This is a genomic window from Paraburkholderia sp. XV (assembly GCF_020177535.1).
Classification (GTDB): Bacteria; Pseudomonadota; Gammaproteobacteria; order Burkholderiales; family Burkholderiaceae; genus Paraburkholderia; species Paraburkholderia caribensis.
In genome coordinates, this window is record NZ_JAGUUD010000003.1 from 41,148 (window position 1) to 55,684 (window position 14,537).

Sequence of the window (14,537 nt, forward strand, 5' to 3'; positions counted from 1 at the left end):
GGTCAGTCTCTACAGCCAAGCGATGCCATGACCGCGTGCGCACGCGCGACGGCGTCTTCAGGATCGCGGAGCAGGCCAGCCTGGTCCGCGAGGCGGAATACGTCCGCGAGATAGGCGGGTGGGCGCATGCCATGGTGACCGCCGAGCATGAAGAAGTGATCCTGAAATCCATTCAGATACGCGAGGAAGACGACGCCTGTTTTGTAGTACTGCGTCGGCGCCCGGAAGATGTGGCGCGACAGCGGCACTGTCGGTGCGAGCACCGCGTTGAACGTGTCGAGATCGTTGCCAGCGAGCGCGGCCAGGGCTTGCGATGCGGCGGGAGCGATCGCGTCGAAGATGCCGAGCAGCGCATGCGAATATCCCGCGTCGTCGCCGGCGATCAGGCTGGGGTAATTGAAATCGTCGCCCGTGTACATCTTGACTGCGGGCGGCAATTGCCGGCGAAAGGAGATCTCCTTGGTGTCGTCGAGCAACGATATCTTGATGCCGTCGACGCGATCGACGCTGTCGCCGATCACACCAAGGCAGACCTGCGCCGCGCTCTCGTAATCCGACGCTCCCCAGTAGCCAGCAAGTTCAGGATCGAACATCTCGCCGAGCCAATGAAGAATCACCGGCTCGTCGCACATGGCCAGCACTTCGCGATAGACACGCCGATAGTCGTCCGGGGAGCGGGCCACGCGGGCCAGTGCGCGGCTCGCCATCAGGATGACGCGTCCGCCGACGCGTTGAATGGCTTCGAGCTGCTCTGCGTATGCGCGGATCACCTCGTCGCAGTTCGTAATCGAATTCGGTGCAACGTGATCCGTGCCGCAGCCGGACGCGATCAACGCGCCGGGGATATCGCGCGTGCCTTCAATTGTGCGGGTGATCAGCTCAAGCGCGGCGTGCCAGGGCAGACCCATGCCGCGTTGTGCAGTATCCATCGCTTCAGCAATGCCGAGCCCTTGCTTGAGCAGGTAGCGGCGATATTCGAGTGTGCGTTCCCAATCGATTGCAGGCGCTTCATTGAGTTCGCCGGCGCGGAGTGGATCGGCCACCACGTGGGCGGCCGAATAGGCAATGCGGTTGAACGGCCGGGCAGGTGCGCGAACATCGAGCGGCGTGCCTTGCAGGCGGTAGGTATCCATCGTGCCGGACGCGGTCGGCAGTTTGAGTGTCAGGTTCATATGCGTGTCAGTATTTGGTCACGAGCAGGCCGCCGTCGACACGGATAGCCTGTCCAACGCTATAGGGCAGTCCGCCCGTCGCCAGCGTGCGCACAGTGGTCGCAACCTCCTGAGGCACGCCCCAGCGCTTGATGGCCGTGAGGCCTTGCTCTATCTGCACGTCGTAGCGTGCGCGGGAGGGGGCGGTCATCTCCGTTTCGATCAGACCGGGCTGAACTTCATAGACGCTCACGCCGTGCTCGGCGAGCCGCAATGAAAACAGCGTGGTCGCCATCGACAGACCCGCCTTCGACACGCAGTATTCGCTGCGCAATGGCGAGGCCGCGACCGCATTCGACGACGTGATCGTGATGACGCTCGGATGCGGCGCGATACTGGGCCGGGAGCGCGCGAGGAAGTGCTTCGCGAACGCCTGGGTGAGGAAGAACGTGCCGCGCGTGTTCACGGCGATGCAACGGTCGAAGCTCTCAGGCGATACATCGAGCAGGTCGCCTCTCGACATCACCGATACGCCCGCGTTGTTCACGAGGCAATCGATCGAACCGCCGAGCCGTGCTTCGATATCGACCAGCGTGGATGGGTGCGAGTCGATATCGGCAAGATCGGATACGACGGCAATCGCACGGGCGCCTGTCTGTTCGACTTCGGCAACGGCCTGATCCAGTTCGTCGGAGGCAACAGCGTCAGTGAGCGCAAGGTCGAACCCTGCGCGGCCGAGCTCGATTGCAATCGCCCGCCCGATGCCGCGTCGACTGCCCGTGACGAGTGCAACAGGACGGTCGCTCATACCGATGCTCCATTGGCAATCAGATCGCGGGCGATGATCGTGCGCTGGATCTGGTTCGTGCCTTCGTAGATCTGCGTGATCTTCGCGTCGCGATAGAGCCGTTCGACTTCGTAGCCGCGAATGTAGCCACTGCCGCCAAAGATCTGCACTGCGTTGGCGCTGTGCTTGACAGCCGTGTCGCCCGCGAAGCACTTGGCCATCGAGCAGGCGATGCTTGCGCGGTCGCCCGTCTCAAGGCGTTCAGCCGCGTCGTGCACGAGCAGCCGTGCGGCCCGAATATCCTTCGCCATATCGGCGAGCATCCACTGGACACCCTGAAACTCGGCGATGTGACTGCCGAACTGCTTGCGCGTCTGCGCATACTCCAGCGCCGCTTCGAGACCGGCCTGCGCGATGCCGACAGCCAGCGCGGCGATGCCGACGCGGCCCTTGTCGAGCACGCTCATCATGATGTGAAAGCCGCGGCCTTCCTGTCCGAGCAGGGCGTCGTGCGGGAGTTTGACGCGGTCGAAATGCAGTTCGCCGACTTGCGACGCACGCTGCCCCATCTTGTGTTCTTTAGGACCTTTCGATACACCCGCCAGATGGCAATCGACGATGAAGATGCTCATGCCGCGCTTGCCGGCCGCCGGATCGGTGCGGGCGAGCACGAACGCCAGGTCCGCAACCGGCGCGTTGTGAATCCAGAGCTTGGCGCCGCTGAGTTCCCATCCGTCGGCAGTGCGCGTCGCGGTGGTGCGGATGCCCGACACGTCGGTACCGGCGTCCGATTCGGTAATGCAGTAAGCCGGCCGGAGCGCAGCGCGCAACAAGGGCTCCATGAACTTCGCGCGCTGTTCGTCGGTGCCGTGAATGCTCAGGAGCGTGCCGACCAGTTCGAGCAGGCCGCACTGGTCAGCAACCGACGCGTAACCGCGCGACAGCTCTTCCATCACAAGCGCGTAAGCGGTGACGTCGAGCCCGGCGCCGCCAAATTCCTCGGGCACTGTAATGCCGAACAGGCCGAGTTCACCCATCTGCCTGTAAATCTCCGCGGGGAATCGCTCCTCACGGTCCAGTTCCTCGGCTAGTGGGCGTATCACTTCCTGCGAAAAGCGTCGTGTCATGTCGCGGATCTGCTCATGCGTTTCTGAGAGCTTCATGTCGTCTCCATCTGTAATCGTCATACCTGATTGTTGCGATGCAGCGGGTCAGTGCAGGTAAACCCGAGCGCCGCGCAATAGCCCTTGAAATCAGATGTTTCGTGTGCCAACATTGGCAACAAGTAACCATCTGGTGGGTTATTTAAGACCAACGAAACGCCGCTGTCAACGGGTTTTGCGGCCGATCTGAAAGGAGGGAGCAGTGAGCAAGTGGAAGGAGGCTGCTGATGCGGTCGAGCAGATTTTCGACGGCGCGACGATCGCGCTGGCGGGTTCGGGAGGCGGTCTGCTAGAAGCGGACGCCGTGCTTGCGAAGCTCGAGCAGCGTTTCCTCGAGACCGGGCATCCGCGCGATCTGACGGTCGTGCATGCGCTGGGTATCGGCGACGCGCGGGGCAGTGGCCTGGGACGCTTTGCTCATGCAGGCATGGTCAAGCGTGTGATCGGTGGGCACTGGAGTTGGGCGCCATCGATGCAGAAGCTCGCGAAGGAAAACGCTTTCGAGGCGTACAGCTTTCCGGCTGGCGCGATCTCTACGCTGCTGCGGGAAATCGGCGCGGGGCGCCCTGGCCTCGTCACGCATGTGGGCCTGCGCACCTTCATCGATCCGCGTATTGATGGCGGGAAGATCAACGAGCGCGCGACTGAAGACATGGTCGAACTGATTACGCTCGATGGACGCGAGTACCTGCGTTACAAGCCGTTCAAGGTCGATTTCGCCATCGTGCGCGGCTCCTCGGCGGACGGGAGTGGCAACGTCACGCTGCGCCGCGAACCGGCCGACCTGGACGTCTATGCGGCAGCGCTCGCGGCCCACAACTGCGGCGGTCGCGTCATCGTGCAGGTGAAAGAGCGTGAGCCCGAAGGATATGTGCCCGCGCGCCTCGTTCGTATTCCCGGCATCCTCGTTGATGCGCTCGTCGAAACCCCCGAGCAGGTGCAATGCGTGGTGTCGGACTACGATCCGGCGCTCAGCGGCGAAGCGCTATGTCCAATCGGCGCGGGCTTCTACGAAGTGCCAACAGGCATCCGCCGCATCATCGCTGCGCGGGCGGCGAAGGAATTGCGCGCCGGGCAGTCGGCGAACTTCGGCTTCGGCATTCCAGGCGGCATCCCCGCCTTGCTGGCGGAACACGGGCGGCTCGGCACGTTCTGGGGATCGGTCGAACAGGGCATCCACAACGGCGCGATGCTCGACGGCCCGATGTTCGGCACGGCACGCAATGCGGACGCGATCCTGTCGAGCGTCGACCAGTTCGATTTCTACAGCGGCGGCGGCGTCGACGTCTCTTTCCTTGGCATGGGCGAAATGGACGGCGAGGGCAACATCAATGTGTCCAAGCTGGGTTCGACGGTCGTGGGTCCTGGCGGCTTTATCGATATCACGCAGGGCGCGCGCAAGATCGTGTTTTGCGGAAGCTTTGAAGCGAAGGGACTAGCGGTCGAACAGGCGGGCGCGCGTCTGAACATCGTGTCGCCGGGCAGCGTGCCCAAACTGGTCGATCGCGTGCAGCACATCACGTTCAGCGGCGAGCAGGCGCGCCTTAGCAATCAGGAAGTGCTGTATGTGACGGAGCGTGCGGTGTTTCGCCTGGAGGCAGACGGCGTGCGTCTGATCGAGGTTGCGGAAGGGGTCGATGTCGAGCGCGACGTGCTGGCGCGCATGGCTTTCCGGCCGCTCGTCGATGAAGCATTGCTCGTGCGTTCGACGCAGAACGTGTTTCCGACACATGCAAAGGTGGCGTGATGTCAGGGCGCGCGAAGGGCAACTGCGGACTCCGCGCGCTCGGGCTTTCACGGGCGCACGATTCGCAGAATGGTCTCGATGTTGAACTCGAGACGGCTTTTCAGCGCCGCCTTGTCCATGAAGTCGATGTCGAAGATCACACCGCTTGTGAAGCGGTTCGTCAGGTAGTAGTAGCCGATAGCGGCCATCGTGATGTGCAGTTGTCGTGCGTCGACACCCGACCGGAACACGCCCGCTTCGACGCCGCGATCGAGGATGCGCTGCAACATGGAGATAAACCCCTGGTGCAGATCGTGAAACCGCTGAGACTTCTTGACGTGGCGTGCTTTATGAAGATTTTCGCTGTTCACGAGCGTCATGAACTCGGGGTTTCGCAGGTAGTAGTTCCAGGTATGCGTGGTAAGGGCAACGAGCGCGTCTTCCGGCGAAAGATGGTCGAGGTTGAGTTTCAGTTCGGCGGAACGGATGTCGGCGTAGGCATCTTCGAGTACCGCGACGAAGAGTTCCTCCTTGCTGCCGAAGTAGTGATAGATCATCCGCTTGTTGGCTTTGGAGCGCGTTGCAATGGCTTCGACGCGCGCACCGGCCAGGCCGAGCTTCGCGAATTCTTTCTTCGCGGCTTCGAGAATGTTGGCCCGGGTAACCTCCGGGTCGCGCTGCCGGGGCTGGCGCGTAACAACCGTTTCTGCGGGCTTCGATGCGCGTCGTTGGGGCGTGGTGGCAGCGGTCATATGGGTCGTAACGAAGTAGGGTGGGAGCGCCCTTACAGGGGCCTAATGACGGTGACTATAAACCAAAAAGCGAGTTGTCAGGAAGTAACTGGATGGTGCAGAATTGGGCCAACAACATCACGCTTCAGGCCAGCGGCATGGCGACGGCACTGCCCTCGACGCATCATGGTTTCGAGCGGCGCCGTAAAGAATTGCACATATTGGAGGCAGGAATGAAGGATCTGGGTGAACTGGCAGCCTCGCTGCGCTTACCGTCCGAACTGGTGCGTACGCCGATGTTCATCGACGGCAAGAACTATTCGGGCGCAGATAACGAGTGGGTAACGCGTAAGAGCCCCGGGCATGGCGTGCCGGTGACGGCCACGACGCGGGCGTCGAAGCGGGACCTGGACGTTGCCGTCACCGCCGCGCGTCGCGCATTCGACGACGGCCGCTGGTCGCGGCTGTCGGGCGAGGCGCGTGCAGCGGTGCTGCTGAAAGCGGCGCAACTGATTCGCGACAACGTAGAGACGCTGGCGTATCTCGAGACGCTCGAAAGCGGCAAGCCCATCGGCCAGTCACGCGGCGAAGTCACTGCGGCGGCGGGGATCTGGGAATATGCGGCGGGGCTTGCCCGCGTCGTGCATGGCGACTCGCACGATACGCTCGGCCCCGACATGTTCGGTCTGGTGGTGCGGCAACCGGTCGGCGTGGTGGGCATCGTTACGCCGTGGAATTTCCCTTTCTTCATTCTTTCGGAACGTCTGCCGTTTGCGTTGGCTGCGGGATGCACGGTGGTCGTCAAGCCGGCGGAACTGACGTCGACCACGACGCTCAAGCTCGCCGCGCTGCTCACCGAGGCCGGCTTGCCCGATGGCGTGGTCAACGTGGTGACGGGGCTCGGTTCGGTGGTCGGCCAGGCGCTCGCGGAACACATGGACGTCGACATGATTTCGTTCACCGGCTCGACGCCCGTGGGCCGCTCGGTGCTCACGGCCGCTGGCGGCAACATGAAAAAGGTCGGGCTGGAACTGGGCGGCAAGAATCCGCAGATCGTGTTCGCCGACGCCGATCTCGACGACGCTGCCGATGCCATCGCCTTCGGTATCGCGTTCAACGCGGGTCAGTGCTGCGTGTCGGGCAGCCGGCTCGTTGTTCACCGTTCGGTTGAGCAGGAACTCGTCGAGCGCGTGAAGGCTGTACTAGGAAAGGTGCGTGTCGGCGATCCGCTCGACGCGTCCAACCACGTCGGCGCCATCGTCGAAGCGCGGCAGTTCGACAAGATTCGCGGCTTCATCGACGCCGGCAAGCGCGATGGTGCGCAACTCGTCTGCGGCGGCACTTCTAGCAACGAAGGCGAGCGCTACTTCATCCAGCCGACGATGTTCCGCAACGTGCAACCTGGCAGCGCGCTCGCCCAGGAAGAGATTTTCGGGCCGGTGCTCTCGGTTACCGCCTTCGATACCTTCGAGCAGGCCATCCAGTTGGCGAATGGCGTGCCGTACGGCCTCGCGGCAAGCATCTGGACTCGCGACCTGCAAGGCGCGTTCAAGAGCTTGCGCGAGGTGCAGGCCGGGCGCATCTGGATCAACTGCACGATCACGGGCGGTCCTGAACTGCCTATCGGCGGTGTCAAGCAATCGGGCATCGGTCGCGAGACAGGTCGCTATGGTGTCGAGGAATACACGGAGCTCAAGTCCGTGCATGTGCAACTCGGCAACCGGCCACGCTGGATCGCGTAAGGCCATTTTTTTACGAAAGCGGTCACAGAGAGCCGCGCAAAGGTTGGGCCACGCGGAACTGCGCGGCCGCAGAACGCAGAATCGGAGACAGCAATGTATGACTATGTGATCGTGGGTGGCGGCCCGGCAGGCTGCGCGCTGGCAGCACGTCTGAGTGAAGACGCAAGCAACCGGGTACTGTTGCTCGAGGCCGGCCCCGCTGATACGAATCCCTACATCCATATGCCCGTCGGCTTCTTCAAGATGACGGGTGGTCCGTTGACATGGGGCTATCGCACCGCGGCGGCGGCGGAGACACAACGCCGCCAGATTCCGTTCGCGCAGGGCCGCGTGCTCGGTGGCGGCAGCTCGATCAATGCGATGGTCTATACGCGCGGCCAGCCATCCGATTACGACGCATGGGAGCGCGACGGCTGCACGGGTTGGGGCTTTCGCGACGGCGTGCTGCCGTATCTGCGCCGGATGGAAGACAACGAGCGCCTGTGCAACGAGTATCACGGTGTCGGCGGTCCGCTCGGCGTGTCCGACCTCATCACCGTCAATGAACTCACCAAGGCTTTCGTCCGCGCCGGTCAGGAAGCCGGCCTGCCGTACAACAGCGATTTCAACGGCGCGCAACAGGAAGGCGTCGGCGTGTATCAGGTCACGCAGCGCAATGGGCGGCGTTGCAGTGCCGCAGTGGGCTATCTGCGGGACGCGCGTGCCCGCAGCAACCTGACGGTAAAGACGAATTGCCTGGTGTCGCGCATCGTGATCGAGAATGGCCGCGCGGTAGGCGTCGAATTCGCTGAGCAGCACTCGCGGACGAACGTCGTCGTTGCGCGGGCCGAGCGCGAAGTGATCGTGACGGCGGGCGCGATCGGTTCTCCCAAGTTACTGATGCTCTCCGGCATTGGCCGACCCGCCGATCTGGAGCGCGCGGGCGTCAAGCCGTTGCATTCGCTCAAGGGCGTTGGTGAGAACCTGCAGGATCATTTCGACATCGATATCGTGTACGAGCTCAACGGCCACTACAGCCTCGACAAGTACGCGAAGAAGCACATGATGCTGCTCGCCGGCCTCGAATACAAAATCTTCAACAAGGGCCCGGTCACGTCGAACATCGCCGAGGGCGGGGCGTTCTGGTATTCCGACAGCAGCGTGCCGACGCCCGATCTGCAGTTCCACTTCCTGCCTGGAGCCGGCGTCGAGGCCGGCGTGCCGCCTGTTCCGTCAGGTTCGGGTTGCACGCTCAATTCATATTTCCTGCGCCCACGAAGCCGCGGCAGCGTAACGCTGCACAGCGCGGACCCCGCCGATGCGCCCGTCATCGATCCCGCTTATATCCGCGATCCCTATGACCTGAAGGTCGCTGTGGAGGGCATTCGTCAAAGCCGCGAAATCATGACGCAGAACGCACTGCGCAAGTTCATCAAAAGCGAGCACTTCCCTGGCGGCGCAGTGCGCACGCAGGCGCAATACGAAGAGTACGCGCAGCAGTACGGGCGCACCGGATATCACCCGGTCGGTACCTGCAAGATGGGTGTGGACGATATGTCCGTGGTCGATCCGCAGTTGCGGGTTCACGGCATCGAAGGTCTGCGCGTCGCGGATTCATCCGTTATGCCACGCATCGTCAGTTCGAACACCAATGCGCCGACACTGATGATCGCAGAGAAAGCGTCGGACCTGATTCGCGGGCGCGCAGCGGCCCAGGCACCGGCGGCAGGCGAGTTGGCCAACCATTCCGGACGGGCAGCGCCCGTCGCCGCCGCGACACTGGCGTAGGGTCGGGCCGCGCGGCCTGAGAGAGAGTTCTGGTATCGAACTCCATAACAATGAGTAACTATCTATATATTTATTGGAAGGAGACATCATGTCCAAACACGATCAACACCCGGCTCTTTCACGCCGTGACTTCATCAGGCTCGGCGCAGGGGCGGCCTTTGCGATGGTCGGTAGCAGCGTTTCAGGGCTGTCGCTCGGCGCGGGGCAGACCACCTTGGCCTGCTCGTTCCGGTCGCTGACCAACCCGTATCACGCGGCCTTCAACAAGGGCGCGCAGAGCTTCGCGGCAAGCGTCGGCTTGCCGTATGTGCCGCTCACGACTGAAGGGAGTTCCGAGAAAGGCATCGCCGATATTCGCGCGCTGCTGCAACGGACGGGCGGCAATCTCGTGCTCAACGTCGATCCGAATGATTCCGCCGACGCGCGCGTGATCGTCGAGGCCTGCTCGAAAGCGGGCGCGTTCGTCACGACTATCTGGAACAAGCCGAAGGATCTGCATCCGTGGGACGCGAACCCGAACTATGTAGCCCATCTTTCCTATGACGGTGTTGCGTACGGCGAAGAAACCGCCACGCAACTGTTCAAGCAGATGGGCGGCAAGGGAGGCGTCGTCGCGCTCGGTGGCATCTTCAGCAACGTGCCGGCAATCGAACGTAAAGCCGGGCTCGACGCAGCACTGAAAAAATTTCCTGGCATTCAGTTGCTCGACTTCCAGGTGGCCGACTGGAACTCACAAAAGGCGTTTCCGATCATGCAGGCGTGGATGACGCGCTTCAACTCGAAGATCAAAGGCGTATGGGCCGCGAACGACGACATGGCGCTCGGCGCGATCGAGGCACTGCGCGCCGAAGGTCTCGCAGGCCAGATGCCCGTGACGGGCATGGACGGCACGCCGCCCGGCCTGAGCGCGATCAAGGCCGGCGAACTGGTCGCTTCCGTCGACTGGGACCCGTACTGGCTCGGTGGCATCGGCCTGGCAATGGGTCTACAGGCGAAGGAGAAAAAGGTCGACGTAGCAGCGTTGCCCAAGGACCGGCGCGAGTCCTATTGCAAGGCAACGTTCGTGACCAAAGCTAACGTGCAGGATGTGCTGAAGCGCGCGGCTGCGCCAGGCGGCGATTGGAACAATCTCTATGCCCGCGTCGCGGGTCCAGTGGTGTATCGATGAACAAGCTGACCTTGGCGCCCACCCGGCAGGCCGTGCCCACAAAAACAACCGGGACCCCGATCGTATCGAAGCAGGCACTCGTGCGACGATTGGCACCGCTGCTGGTGCTGGTGGCGCTCGGTCTTTGCATCGGCGCGCTGAACCGCGACTTCTTCGATCCGATGAATCTGTCGCGGATTGCGATAGGTGCTGCGATTCCTCTCACCATCGCACTCGGTGCCGCGTTCGTCATTCAGCTCGGCAGCATCGATCTGTCAGCCGAAGGCATCGTCGCGGTCGCTGCGATTGCGGTCTCGATGCTGGTCGAGAACTCGTATAACGACAACCATTTCGGGCTGTGGGTGCTGGCCGTGGCGATTGCCGCAGGTACCGCGCTGGGTCTTGCCAATGGCGTGCTGCACGTGTTCCTGCGCATTCCGTCGTTCATCACAACATTGGCGATCGGCTTCGTTGCAACGGGGATCGGTACGGCGTGGCTGTCGGGGAACACGATCCGTGTGAGCGATCCTTCGCTGCGCGCCATTTCGATTACGCGCTATCTGGGTCTGCCTCTGTCGGTCTGGATCGCGATATCGATGCTTGGGGTCGCGTGGTTCGTCTACAAACACACGCTGCTCGGCCGGCACACGCTCGCAATCGGCGGCGGGGAGGATCTCGCTCGTCTGAGCGGGGTGCGGGTATCGCGCGTGCGCATCGTGGTGTTCGCGCTGGCGGGTGCGTTCTATGGCGTGGCGGGCATCCTCGCCGTTGCGCAATACGGGCAGGGACATGCACGCATTGCCGATGGTCAGTTGTTCGTTGCGATTACCGCGATCGTGGTGGGCGGTACGTCGCTCGCAGGCGGCAACGGCAGTCCGATGAACACGTTGATCGGCACGCTGATCGTAATTGTGCTCGGCAACGGCATGGTGCTGCTCGGTGTGCCTCCCTACGTGCAACAGGGCATCCAGGGTGTATTGATCATCGCAGCCGTGACCCTCGCGCTCAATCGCTCGCGCCGGCGCATCGTCAAATGAGCGTGAGGAGAACAGACATGCTTTCACTGAAGAACGTCACCAAGCGCTTTCCGGGTGTGCTCGCCCTGGACGACGTATCGATCGAAGTCCGGCCGAATGAAATCGTCGGTCTGATCGGCGAGAACGGCGCAGGAAAATCCACGCTGATGAAACTCCTGACGGGCGCATACCGTCAGGACACGGGCGAGATCGAGCTTGGCGGCAAGCCGCTCGTGATCCGCAATCCGCGCGACGCGACGTCCAAGGGCATCGCGATGGTCTATCAGGAGCAATCGATCCTGCCGAATCTGACCGTTGCCGAGAACCTGTTCCTCGGTCGCGAAGAAGACTTCGTCACCTTCGGCCGGATGAACTGGGCAAAGCTCAAGCGGGCAGCGAAGAAGGAACTCGCTACGGTGCGTCTGGACGTGGATCCGCTGACGCTGTGCGAGGACCTGTCGTTCGGCCAGCGACAGATGGTTGAACTCGCGCGAGCCTTGTCGCTTGCGAGCCGCACGGGCGGCACGCCGATCATCCTGCTCGACGAGCCGACTTCCGTGCTCGAGGCGGGGGAGATCGACATCCTGTTCGGACTCGTGCGTGAATTGAAGTCGCGCGCGTCGTTCGTGTTCGTGTCGCACCGGCTCGATGAACTGCTGTCGCTCAGCGACCGCGTGTATGTGATGAAGGATGGGAAGGTGGTGTCGGAGATGTCGTCGGGCAATGCATCGGTGACGAAGCTCCACGAACTGATGGTCGGCCGGTCCCTGCACAGCGAGTACTACCGCGAAAACCTGCAAAAGCCTTGCCGCGCGGAGGTCGCACTGTCGGTGCGCCACGCGTCGCTGGGTCACGTGCTCAACGACGTTTCCTTCGATGTCCACTGCGGCGAAGTGTTCGGTGTCGCGGGCGTGGTCGGGTCCGGGCGCGAAGAACTGTGCCGGATCATTGCGGGCCTGGAAAAGCTCGACGCGGGGGAGGTGATGGTGGGTACGACCCGTCTGAAGCCGCAGGCCAATCATGCCGTCGCGCTTGGCATCGGGTACGTTCCGCGTGAGCGGAAGGTCGAAGGGCTCGTCACCCAGATGAGCGTTGCGCAAAACCTCACGCTGCCGCGTCTGGGCGCCGTCAGCCGCGGCGGCGTGGTTCGCAAGGCAAGCGAGCGCGCGCTTGCCAACGAATGGATACAGCGGCTGCACATCAAGACGCCAGGGCCTGATGCATCCTGCCGCAACCTGTCGGGCGGCAACCAGCAGAAGGTGGTGCTCGCGAAATGGCGTTTCGCAGGCAGCCGGATTCTCGTGCTCGATCATCCGACGCGCGGCCTCGATGTCGGTGCAAAGGAAGAGGTCTATCAACTCATCCGCGAACTGACAGCAGAGGGTGTCGCTGTCGTGCTAACGGGCGATACGCTCGAAGAGATTCTTGGGCTCAGCCATCGCGTGATGGTCATGCGAGACGGCCGCGCTGAAAAGGTCCTGCCGTGCGAGGTTGGGCGTAAGCCCTCGCAGGTCGAAATTGTCGAACACATGGTCTGAGGTCAACATGCCACAACTGAACGCACCACTCGCGGCGAAGCTGCGCGACAACGCGCCCTTTCTCGCACTCATCGTGCTGTACGTGTTGATTGAAATCGCGCAGCCGAGCTTTCTGGCACCTTCGACGCAACTCGGCTTGCTCGCCGACAGTTCGACACTGTTCATCATGGCGGCCGGCACGACCTTTGTCGTCTTGCTCGGTAGCATCGACCTGTCGCTGCAGTCCGTGGCGTCTCTCGCGAGCGTGATCGTGGCGATGCTGCTGCCGCGTTACGGAGCGATGGCTGCCGTCGTCGCACTCGCTGCGTCGTTTGGCATTGGTCTGCTTAGCGGGGTGATCCAGACCATGCTGCGCATTCCGTCCTTCATCGCGACGCTTGCGGTGGGCGGGATTGCGTCGGCGGCTGCGTTGACGCTTTCCGGTACACGCTCCATCGCGATCAGCGACGAGATGCGCAACGCCTCGCTCGGTTGGACCACGGGTACTTCGTTCGGCGTGCCGCACGAAATCCTGCTCGGCATCGCAGTGTTTGCGTTCTGTCTGTTTCTGCATCGATCGACGGTATTCGGCCGCCACGCTGACGCGATCGGTGCCGGCGAACCGGCGGCGATCGCCTCGGGTGTGCGCGTGTGGGTGACCAAATGCCTGGTGTTCGGCACGTCGTCTTTCTTTGCGGGGTTTGCGGGTGTCGTTATGGCCGGTCGACTGGGCAGCGGTTCGCCAACGCTGGCAGATCAGTTCCTGCTTCCCGCCATTGCCGCGGTGATCGTCGGCGGAACGGCGCTGACGGGTGGCGCGGGCGGCATCGGCAGGACGCTGGTGGGCGCGCTCCTCGTGTCGGTCGCGCGTGTGGGCATGACGTTCGTCGGCATTAGCGTGTTCGCGCAGCAGATCGTGTTCGGACTGATCCTGATCGTCGCGGTGACGGTGGCGTTCGATCGTTCGAAGGTGCTGGTCATCAAGTGAGATTCGACCCGGCCCGTTGCGCGCCGGCTTTTGTTGAAGGAAGAGGTTGCACATGAAAATTCTGGTCACGGTCAAAAGAGTGGTCGACTACAACGTCAAGGTTCGCGTGAAGTCGGATGGAAGCGGCGTCGATATCGCGAACGTGAAGATGTCGATGAATCCGTTCGACGAGATTGCCGTTGAGGAAGCGGTTCGCCTGAAGGAAGCGGGCGTGGCGACGGAAGTCGTTGCGGTGTCGTGCGGCGTGACGCAGTGTCAGGAGACGCTGCGCACCGCGTTGGCCATTGGAGCGGATCGCGGGATTCTCGTTGAGTCGACGGAAGAATTGCAGCCACTCGCGGTCGCGAAGATTCTCAAGGCGCTCGTCGATAAGGAGCAGCCGCAACTGGTGATTCTCGGCAAGCAGGCCATCGACGACGATTCGAATCAGACCGGTCAGATGCTGGCCGCTTTGGCTGGCTGGCCGCAGGCGACGTTTGCCTCGAAGGTCGTGGTGGCGGACGGCAAGGCTACCGTGTCGCGTGAAGTCGATGGCGGCGCGGAAACGCTCTCGCTCAAGCTGCCCGCAGTCATCACGACCGATCTGCGTCTGAACGAGCCGCGCTACGTCACGCTGCCGAACATCATGAAGGCGAAGAAGAAGCCTCTGGAGACACTGAAGCCGGCCGATCTCGGTGTCGGTGTCGCACCGCGCCTGAAGACGGTGAAAGTCGCGGAGCCGCCGAAGCGTTCCGCAGGCGTAATGGTGCCGGACGTGAAGGCGCTGGTCGAGAAACTCAGGAACGAAGCCAAAGTCCTGTAA

Annotated in this window: 12 protein-coding genes; 8 read left to right on the forward strand and 4 right to left on the reverse strand. The window is 62.6% G+C overall.

The features are described 5' to 3' along the window. Window positions 1-2: 2 nt before the first annotated feature. Genes KFO72_RS02410 through KFO72_RS02420 form a run of 3 tightly spaced genes read right to left on the reverse strand, consistent with a single transcriptional unit; the run spans window position 3 to window position 3,101 of the window. Window positions 3-1,172 carry a dihydrodipicolinate synthase family protein gene (locus KFO72_RS02410; RefSeq protein ID WP_225031307.1) on the reverse strand — a complete coding sequence of 390 codons (1,170 nt, stop codon included), beginning with the start codon at window positions 1,170-1,172 and terminating at the stop codon, window positions 3-5. 7 nt (window positions 1,173-1,179) lie between these two features. Continuing rightward, window positions 1,180-1,959, reverse strand: a complete 780-nt coding sequence (locus KFO72_RS02415; protein ID WP_062917924.1) for a 3-ketoacyl-ACP reductase — start codon at window positions 1,957-1,959, stop codon at window positions 1,180-1,182. Beyond that, window positions 1,956-3,101: an acyl-CoA dehydrogenase family protein gene (locus KFO72_RS02420; protein WP_062917925.1), complete on the reverse strand. Its 1,146-nt coding sequence runs from the start codon at window positions 3,099-3,101 to the stop codon at window positions 1,956-1,958. The genes KFO72_RS02415 and KFO72_RS02420 overlap by 4 nt, the downstream gene beginning before the upstream one ends. Window positions 3,102-3,303: 202 nt before the next feature. Between KFO72_RS02420 and KFO72_RS02425 the strand changes: the two genes are divergently transcribed. Continuing rightward, window positions 3,304-4,848 (forward strand): acyl CoA:acetate/3-ketoacid CoA transferase, encoded by a 1,545-nt coding sequence (locus tag KFO72_RS02425; protein ID WP_062917926.1) that lies wholly within the window; start codon window positions 3,304-3,306, stop codon window positions 4,846-4,848. A 47-nt stretch (window positions 4,849-4,895) separates the two neighbouring features. On the opposite strand, the gene KFO72_RS02430 is transcribed toward KFO72_RS02425, so the two are convergent. Beyond that, window positions 4,896-5,579 (reverse strand): TetR/AcrR family transcriptional regulator, encoded by a 684-nt coding sequence (locus tag KFO72_RS02430; protein WP_054932102.1) that lies wholly within the window; start codon window positions 5,577-5,579, stop codon window positions 4,896-4,898. 92 nt (window positions 5,580-5,671) lie between these two features. Between KFO72_RS02430 and KFO72_RS02435 the strand changes: the two genes are divergently transcribed. The 7 genes from KFO72_RS02435 (at window position 5,672) to KFO72_RS02465 (ending at window position 14,537) form a co-directional block, all read left to right on the forward strand. Next, window positions 5,672-7,300, forward strand: a complete 1,629-nt coding sequence (locus KFO72_RS02435) for an aldehyde dehydrogenase family protein (RefSeq protein WP_225031308.1) — start codon at window positions 5,672-5,674, stop codon at window positions 7,298-7,300. A 93-nt stretch (window positions 7,301-7,393) separates the two neighbouring features. Further along, on the forward strand, window positions 7,394-9,067 hold the full coding sequence (locus KFO72_RS02440) for a GMC family oxidoreductase (protein WP_062917927.1): 1,674 nt from the start codon (window positions 7,394-7,396) through the stop codon (window positions 9,065-9,067). A gap of 88 nt (window positions 9,068-9,155) precedes the next feature. Continuing rightward, window positions 9,156-10,235: a sugar ABC transporter substrate-binding protein gene (locus KFO72_RS02445; protein ID WP_062917928.1), complete on the forward strand. Its 1,080-nt coding sequence runs from the start codon at window positions 9,156-9,158 to the stop codon at window positions 10,233-10,235. Window positions 10,236-10,315: 80 nt separating this feature from the next. Continuing rightward, entirely contained in the window at window positions 10,316-11,251 is a 936-nt protein-coding gene (locus KFO72_RS02450; protein ID WP_224099297.1) for an ABC transporter permease, read from the forward strand. 17 nt (window positions 11,252-11,268) lie between these two features. Next, the gene (locus KFO72_RS02455) at window positions 11,269-12,768 is read left to right on the forward strand and encodes a sugar ABC transporter ATP-binding protein (protein WP_054932105.1); all 1,500 of its coding nucleotides are present in this window, start codon (window positions 11,269-11,271) and stop codon (window positions 12,766-12,768) included. Window positions 12,769-12,775: 7 nt separating this feature from the next. Then, a complete protein-coding gene (locus tag KFO72_RS02460; RefSeq protein ID WP_225031309.1) occupies window positions 12,776-13,735 on the forward strand; it encodes an ABC transporter permease in 960 nt (319 codons plus the stop codon). A gap of 52 nt (window positions 13,736-13,787) precedes the next feature. Continuing rightward, complete coding sequence (locus KFO72_RS02465) at window positions 13,788-14,537, forward strand: electron transfer flavoprotein subunit beta/FixA family protein (protein WP_054932107.1); 750 nt, start codon at window positions 13,788-13,790, stop codon at window positions 14,535-14,537.

What these genes read in the sequence shown, in the direction of transcription:
- KFO72_RS02445 (WP_062917928.1), top strand. Translation starts at nt 9,156, where the DNA reads ATGTCCAAACACGATCAACACCCGGCTCTTTCACGCCGTGACTTCATC.
- KFO72_RS02465 (WP_054932107.1), top strand. Translation starts at nt 13,788, where the DNA reads ATGAAAATTCTGGTCACGGTCAAAAGAGTGGTCGACTACAACGTCAAG.
- KFO72_RS02460 (WP_225031309.1), top strand. Translation starts at nt 12,776, where the DNA reads ATGCCACAACTGAACGCACCACTCGCGGCGAAGCTGCGCGACAACGCG.
- KFO72_RS02430 (WP_054932102.1), bottom strand. Translation starts at nt 5,579, where the DNA reads ATGACCGCTGCCACCACGCCCCAACGACGCGCATCGAAGCCCGCAGAA.
- KFO72_RS02410 (WP_225031307.1), bottom strand. Translation starts at nt 1,172, where the DNA reads ATGAACCTGACACTCAAACTGCCGACCGCGTCCGGCACGATGGATACC.
- KFO72_RS02415 (WP_062917924.1), bottom strand. Translation starts at nt 1,959, where the DNA reads ATGAGCGACCGTCCTGTTGCACTCGTCACGGGCAGTCGACGCGGCATC.
- KFO72_RS02440 (WP_062917927.1), top strand. Translation starts at nt 7,394, where the DNA reads ATGTATGACTATGTGATCGTGGGTGGCGGCCCGGCAGGCTGCGCGCTG.
- KFO72_RS02455 (WP_054932105.1), top strand. Translation starts at nt 11,269, where the DNA reads ATGCTTTCACTGAAGAACGTCACCAAGCGCTTTCCGGGTGTGCTCGCC.
- KFO72_RS02420 (WP_062917925.1), bottom strand. Translation starts at nt 3,101, where the DNA reads ATGAAGCTCTCAGAAACGCATGAGCAGATCCGCGACATGACACGACGC.
- KFO72_RS02435 (WP_225031308.1), top strand. Translation starts at nt 5,672, where the DNA reads ATGGTGCAGAATTGGGCCAACAACATCACGCTTCAGGCCAGCGGCATG.